The following is a 6,197-nucleotide window of genomic DNA, read 5'->3' as shown; positions in this document are numbered from 1 at the left end:
CTGATGTATACGCTGATCGGCAGTTGCAAACTGAACGGCGTGGAGCCGGAAGCTTATCTGTGCCATGTGCTGGCGATTATCGCGGATCATCCCATCAACAAAATCAAAGAGCTCCTGCCGTGGAACCTCACCATCCCTGCTGAATAACTGTCAATACGGCGCTGGGCGTACGCTTACGGCTGGTGGGGCCTTTTCGCGGCAGGTGCACGGGCTGGCTTGACGGCGGTTGTGTGGGGACTCGCCGCACTAGCGTTCCTGGCTGGTGCAATGGCCGATCTATCGGCGACGTCCACCGCCGGCGTTGTCTTTTGCTTGCGCGCACGGTGGGCGGCAAGGCACCGCCGGTGGCGGGCCTCCTGCCTTGGCCCATTATGCCGCGTCTGCTGTGGCCCCAGGGGGGCATCCTGCTCTCGATCCGGGTTGGCGGCAGCGCGTAGCGCTTGGCTCGTTTGATAACTCAATCCCGGGTCAACCGCCCGGGCGGGCGACAGCCCTTTACCCGTCAAACCGCGCATGCCGGTCATGCGGCTCTTCATCCAAGCGCAAGCGCCGGCGGCATCGACAGTGGTATTACCGCGGGTGCAATCACCCGCCGCCGGTTGACGCACTACGGCCCGGCCGCCGGTATGTGCCAGCGGTCGGTCGGGCAGCACGGCGACGGCGCCGATTTGGGTGATAATGCCGATAAGACTGAGATAACCCACGGCCCGCCAATATTTCTCGGCGTCGCCGGGCCGCTGCGCCAGGTGGTGTAATTCCTTCTGCAACGGCGGCTCAGTGCGCTTTTGGTGATGCTGGAATAGACTGGTGGTCGTACGATGGTGTTGTAGCGATGCAGGCATATTTACCCCTCCCTGGGTCAAAACCAATCATCGGCGCCGCGGCAGCTGGCGCTGCCGGCATCCAACTTGGACAGTATTATTGAACGCCAATGTTCCTGTTCGCGGCAGACGCGCCGCGCTTGAGAAGAAAAATCAATTCAGCCTGGCGGATTTTAGGAAGTGCGCCAGCCCGGTGCAATAGCGAACGGTTAAATAAGGCGTTAACAACATGATGTGGCGAAGGCGCTGTCGGTTGAAAGCGCCCCGCGGTCAGGGACGGGCTTTGATGCAGTGTTTTTTCATCATGCCGCGTAGTTGATGATAGCTCAGGGCCAGCATGTCGGCGGCCTGGTGTTGCTGATAATGCGTGCGGGCCAGCGCCTCTTCAATCCATCGTTTTTCCTGCTCTCGCAGCCAGTCGCGCAAATCTAGCGGCAGCGAAGGCGGGGAGGACGCTGGCGGCGAGACCGGCGCCAGACACACCGCCTCAAACGGGTTGATAATAATCTGGCTCAGGGGACGGTCGCTGCTGTCATGGCGATAGAGTGACCGCTCCACGACATTTTTCAGCTCGCGCACGTTGCCCGGCCAACCGTAGCCGAGCAGGCTTTGCCGTGCTTCGGCGCTGAAACCCGGAAACAGCGGTTGTCCCAACTCGCGGCACATTTGCATAGCGAAATGCTCGGCCATCACCATAATATCGTCCGGCCGCGCCCGCAGCGGCGGCAGGGCCACCACATCGAATGTCAGCCTGTCGAGCAAATCGGCCCGAAAATCGCCGGCCAGCGCCAGCGCCGGCAGGTCGGCGTTGGTGGCACAAACCAAGCGGACGTCCACCTGTAGCGGCTGGCTGCCTCCTACGCGCTCCAGCTCGCCATATTCAATCACTCGCAGCAGCTTTTCCTGGACCATCATGGGGGCGTTAGCCAATTCATCCAGGAATAGGGTACCCCCGTCGGCGCGCTCGAACCGCCCCTGGTGGCGTTTTTGCGCGCCGGTAAACGCGCCGGCCTCATGGCCGAAAAGCTCCGAGTCGAGCAAGTTCTCATTAAGCGCGGCGCAGTTAAGCGAGATAAGGGGACCTTGCCAGCGTGGCGACAAATAGTGTAACCGCCGGGCGATGAGCTCTTTACCGGTGCCGCGTTCACCCATGACCAGCACGGGTTTTTGCAGCCTAGCTAAGCGTGATACCTGCTCGAGCACTTCCAGAAAGTCATTGGACTGGCCAAGCAGGGTGTCATGAGGGAATTCAGACATGGTTAATTTCGCCAACAGTTAGTGTATATCACCACTATACTCCAAGCGGGTGAAGGGTCAAATTTAAAACACGCTGATTTTCAAAGAGATAATTCGATAAGCAACATTGGCACGAAAAATGTATTACTGTGCGGGACCGTTTATTTGCGACATCAAGAGGAAGTGAATTATGGGCATTTTTTCGCGCTTTACCGACATCGTCAACGCCAACATCAATGGACTGCTGGATAAGGCGGAAGACCCGGAAAAACTGGTGCGCCTGATGATTCAGGAAATGGAGGATACGCTGGTTGAGGTCCGTACGACCTCCGCGCAGGCGCTGGCGGAAAAGAAACAACTGCTGCGCCACATCGAACAGGCTGATAATCAGCAGGCCGAGTGGCAAAGCAAAGCGGAACTGGCGCTGTCAAAAGATAAAGAAGATCTGGCGCGCGCCGCGCTGATGGAAAAACAACGTTTGGTCAAACTTGCGGCGGCACTGCGTCAGGACGTGGCGGTTATCGAAGAGACGTTGGTGCGGATGAAGCACGAAATCGGAGAATTGGAAAACAAACTGGCCGAAACCCGTGCCCGCCAGCAGGCGCTGACGCTTCGCCATCAGGCCGCCTCGTCGTCCCGTGATGTTCGGCGCCAGCTCGACAGCGGTAAACTGGATCAGGCCCTGGCGCGTTTTGAACAATTTGAACGCCGAATTGATCAAATGGAAGCGGAAGCGGAAAGCGTCGGTTTCGGCAAGCAAAAATCGTTGGATCAGCAGTTCGCCGAGTTGAAGGCCGACGATGAGATCAACGAGCAGTGGGCGGCGCTAAAAAACAAGTTGCACCAAGGCTGAATGCCGCGCCGCTTGGCAGCAGGCGCCGTTGTGCGCTTCGCCGCGGCGTTCGAGCTACAAAGACCACATAAGGAGAAATCATGGATGCCCTGTTAGTCGTGCTGACCATACCGCTGACTATATTTATTTTATTCGTCGCGCCTGTCTGGTTATGGCTGCACTATAACAGCCGTCGTCAACAGGGAAGCCGCCTGGGCCAACAAGATGCGCAGCGGTTGGCGCAGCTTACCCGCGACGCCGAGCGCATGCAGGCCCGTATCCAAGCGCTGGAAGATATTCTGGACGCGGAACACCCTAATTGGAGGCAAGAATAAGATGACGGTTGATTTGAGCAAAAAGCTGTATCGCCGCCCCGATGAGGGCATGATCCGCGGCGTTTGCGCCGGTATCGCCCACTATTTCGCCGTACCGATGCGGCTGGTGCGCGTCATCGTCGTGCTGTCGATGATTTTCGGCCTGTTTATGTTGACGCTGTTGGCGTATGGGATTTTGGCGTTCTGGTTAGAGCCCGCACCCCCGTCGGCCTATCACGGACAAGACGGCCTGGCGCCCGGCCAGCAGTTGGATCGGACAGATGCGCTGTTGTCAGAGAGTGAACAGCAGTTACGTCGGGTGGAACGGTATGTCACGTCGCCGGCTTTTAGCCTGCGTAACCGGTTCCGTCAGCTATGATCGCGCTCGTCCGTTTTCTTTTGCTGGCGTTGTTAAGCCGAGTCCCTGCCGCCCTAAGCGCCTGGCTTTTGGCCCGCATCGCCCGCTGCGGCTGGCGCTGGGATTGTTGCTTCAGCCGCTATTGACCCTGGCGGCCGGTCATCTGGCGCGTTACATCACGCCGGCCGTGGTGCCGCCTCGGGCAGGCCGTTACGCCGCCGTTGAGCATCGAGCGCCGCCGACCGTGGTGACGCGGCTTGCGCCGGCCCCCTAAGGTGCGCATCGTCTATTCCTCCCCCCGACTATTTATCGAAGCCCCTGGCGCAGGCGGCTGAGCCCTCGCGGCAGACGGCACACATTGCGGACAGGTTGGCGGTGTACGCCGGCGTTTCCCTGCCAAGAGGGGGGCGAATGAGCTAGGTGGGAAAGGGCGCGCGTTGGGTCTGGCCTCAGCTTCGCTGGCTTCCACCCGCTCAACGGCGGGCAAAAAATGCGGACGGCGTTGCTGTTTCCGCTACAATAGCCGCACGCCGTGACGTGAAGAAACAGGGAAGAGCAAAGGTAAACCGCCATGAAAAGACTGCAAAACGAACTTAATGCGCTGGTGAATCGCGGGCTTGACCGGCATCTGCGGCTGGCGGTGACCGGCATGAGCCGCAGCGGTAAGACCGCGTTTATTACTTCTCTCGTCAATCAGCTGCTTATGGCTAATCATGGCGCACGCCTGCCGTTGTTTAATGTGGCCCGCGAAGGCCGGCTGCTGGGCGTGCGGCGGGTGCAGCAGCGGAACCTGGGTTTGTCGTGCTTTACCTACGATGAAGGTATTGCGGCGCTAAGCGGTTCGCCCCCCGCGCCTGGCCGGTACCGACCCGCGGCGTCAGCGAAATGCGTCTGGCGCTGCTCTACCGGGCGCGGGATGCGTTATGGCGCCACATCAAAGAGGCCGGCACGCTGTATCTGGAGATTGTCGATTACCCCGGAGAATGGCTGCTGGATTTGCCCATGCTGGAGCAAGAGTATCTTACCTGGTCGCGGCAAATGCTGGGTCTGCATGCACTGGGAGCGGGCGACGTGGGCCGCGCCCTGGCTTTCGCGCGGCGCCGAGCTCGATCCCTTGGCGCCCGCGGACGAACGGGCGCTGGCGGCGATTGCCCAGCCCTATACCGACTACTTATTGCAGGCCAAAGCAGCCGGGCTGCATTTCATCCAGCCGGGGCGGTTTGTGCTGCCAGGCGACATGGCCGGCATTCCGGCGCTGCAATTTTTCCCCTGGCCGCGGTTGGACGACGGCGACGAGAGCCGGCTGGCGCGGGCGGACAGACGCAGCAACATCGGGATGTTGCGCGATCGCTATCGCTATTATTGCCAGCAGGTAGTAAAATGCTTCTACAAACAGCATTTCAGCGGTTTCGACCGGCAAAATCGGCCTGGTGGATTGTTTGGCGGCGCTTAACTGGGGGCCCGATGCCTTCAACGACATGCGCTTGGCGCTGACGCAATAATGCGCAGTTTTCATTACGGCAAGCGCAGCCTGTATCGCCGCCTGTTTTCCCCCTGTATCGATAAGCTGATTTTGCCGCGAGCAAAGCGGATCATGTGACCGCCGATCAGCACGCCAATTTGATCTCGCTCTTGCAGCAGTTGGTGAAAGACGCCTGGCAAAATGCCGCTTTTGAGGGCATCAGTATGGATTGCGCCGGCGTGGCGGCGATTCAGTCCACGGTCAATGGTGTGGTGATGCATCAGGGACAAAGCCTGCCGGCGCTTAAAGGAGATCGGCTGGAGGACGGAGCGCCGCTCACGTTTTATCCGGGCGAAGTGCCGGCACGCTTGCCGGGACCGGCATTTTGGCAACACCAGCATTTTCAGTTCGAGGCCTTTCGTCCGCAGGGACGTGAGAGCGACGCCCCGTTACCGCATATTCGTATGGATGCCGTCATGGAGTTTTTGCTGGGGGATAAATTACGATGACCGATCCTATCCGACCGCGTATTGATTTTGATTCGCTGATGAACGAGCCTGAGGCGCCGCGCCTGCGCACCGCCAGGCACTTCACTCACGCCGACAGCGAGGGGTTTGTGCCCCATCCGGCGGAGGTACCGGAAGACGACGACGGCAAGCCGGAGGCGCTGCTCACCCACGCGTTGACGCCAAAACGCAGACTGTGGCGGCGGATGGTGGTGGTGGCGGGTATAGGCCTGTTAGCGCTCAGCGGCGGCGCTGGGCGTGGACGTCTGGCAGCAGCAGCAGTGGTTCAGCCTGGGTGCGTTGACAGCCGGCGGCATCATCGTGCTGGCGGCCCTCGGCGTGGTCTGCGGCGAATGGCGCAGGCTTTATCGCCTGCGCGAAAGGGTGACGCTACGTGACCACGCGGCGGACCTGCTGAAAAGCCATGCGTTAGGCGAGGGGCGCGCGTTTTGCCAGCGGCTTGCCGCCTGGGCGATGCTCTCGGGCAACTGGCCTGTTTTCGCCTGCTGGACAATAAAGCGGATCGCCTGCGCACAGCTATAACGGGGTTGTTGCCCTATGGTGATGATATGCTGCACCAGTAACATCCGCGCATCGGCAATCTGGCGCTGCTTATCCGTCAGATCGGCTAACCTGTCCCCAATCAATGCCGGGCAACGGCGGTAAAC

General features: G+C 59.9%; 7 protein-coding genes and 2 pseudogenes. 7 read left to right on the top strand and 2 right to left on the bottom strand.

Annotation, left to right across the window (positions count from 1 at the left end; genetic code table 11):
• Both ACMX3H_RS16170 and ACMX3H_RS16165 read left to right on the top strand, forming a co-directional pair.
• Positions 1-147: transposase domain-containing protein (locus ACMX3H_RS16170; RefSeq protein WP_415211555.1), on the top strand; the 147-nt coding region annotated here is incomplete at its 5' end.
• A gap of 293 nt (positions 148-440) precedes the next feature.
• Positions 441-755 (top strand): hypothetical protein, encoded by a 315-nt coding sequence (locus tag ACMX3H_RS16165; protein ID WP_415211554.1) that lies wholly within the window; start codon positions 441-443, stop codon positions 753-755.
• A 336-nt stretch (positions 756-1,091) separates the two neighbouring features.
• Here ACMX3H_RS16165 and pspF read toward each other — a convergent pair whose 3' ends face one another.
• A complete protein-coding gene (gene pspF / locus ACMX3H_RS16160; RefSeq protein ID WP_415211553.1) occupies positions 1,092-2,078 on the bottom strand; it encodes a phage shock protein operon transcriptional activator in 987 nt (328 codons plus the stop codon).
• 169 nt (positions 2,079-2,247) lie between these two features.
• On the opposite strand from pspF, the gene pspA reads away from it, so the two are divergent.
• The 5 genes and pseudogenes from pspA to ACMX3H_RS16135 all read left to right on the top strand — a co-directional run bounded on the left by pspA (position 2,248) and on the right by ACMX3H_RS16135 (position 5,927).
• Entirely contained in the window at positions 2,248-2,910 is a 663-nt protein-coding gene (pspA, locus tag ACMX3H_RS16155; RefSeq protein WP_415211552.1) for a phage shock protein PspA, read from the top strand.
• An 80-nt stretch (positions 2,911-2,990) separates the two neighbouring features.
• Positions 2,991-3,224, top strand: a complete 234-nt coding sequence (pspB, locus tag ACMX3H_RS16150) for an envelope stress response membrane protein PspB (protein WP_308822632.1) — start codon at positions 2,991-2,993, stop codon at positions 3,222-3,224.
• A gap of 1 nt (position 3,225) precedes the next feature.
• On the top strand, positions 3,226-3,582 hold the full coding sequence (gene pspC, locus ACMX3H_RS16145) for an envelope stress response membrane protein PspC (protein ID WP_415211551.1): 357 nt from the start codon (positions 3,226-3,228) through the stop codon (positions 3,580-3,582).
• A 550-nt stretch (positions 3,583-4,132) separates the two neighbouring features.
• Positions 4,133-5,532 (top strand): annotated as a pseudogene (locus ACMX3H_RS16140) (YcjX family protein).
• Complete coding sequence (locus ACMX3H_RS16135) at positions 5,529-5,927, top strand: hypothetical protein (protein WP_415211550.1); 399 nt, start codon at positions 5,529-5,531, stop codon at positions 5,925-5,927. Before ACMX3H_RS16140 ends, ACMX3H_RS16135 begins: the two are co-directional and overlap by 4 nt.
• Here ACMX3H_RS16135 and ACMX3H_RS16130 read toward each other — a convergent pair.
• Positions 5,895-6,197, bottom strand: a pseudogene (locus ACMX3H_RS16130) (hypothetical protein); the annotation flags it as partial. The gene ACMX3H_RS16135 and the pseudogene ACMX3H_RS16130 sit on opposite strands and share 33 nt — an antisense overlap.

It is taken from the genome of Sodalis sp. (in: enterobacteria) (assembly GCF_047607725.1).
Classification (GTDB): domain Bacteria; phylum Pseudomonadota; class Gammaproteobacteria; order Enterobacterales; family Enterobacteriaceae; genus JBLKSS01.
The sequence above is the reverse complement of the archived record's forward strand: the minus strand, read 5'-3'. Positions and strand labels throughout refer to the sequence as shown.

What these genes read in the sequence shown, in the direction of transcription:
- pspF (WP_415211553.1), bottom strand. Translation starts at nt 2,078, where the DNA reads ATGTCTGAATTCCCTCATGACACCCTGCTTGGCCAGTCCAATGACTTT.
- pspA (WP_415211552.1), top strand. Translation starts at nt 2,248, where the DNA reads ATGGGCATTTTTTCGCGCTTTACCGACATCGTCAACGCCAACATCAAT.
- pspB (WP_308822632.1), top strand. Translation starts at nt 2,991, where the DNA reads ATGGATGCCCTGTTAGTCGTGCTGACCATACCGCTGACTATATTTATT.
- pspC (WP_415211551.1), top strand. Translation starts at nt 3,226, where the DNA reads ATGACGGTTGATTTGAGCAAAAAGCTGTATCGCCGCCCCGATGAGGGC.
- ACMX3H_RS16135 (WP_415211550.1), top strand. Translation starts at nt 5,529, where the DNA reads ATGACCGATCCTATCCGACCGCGTATTGATTTTGATTCGCTGATGAAC.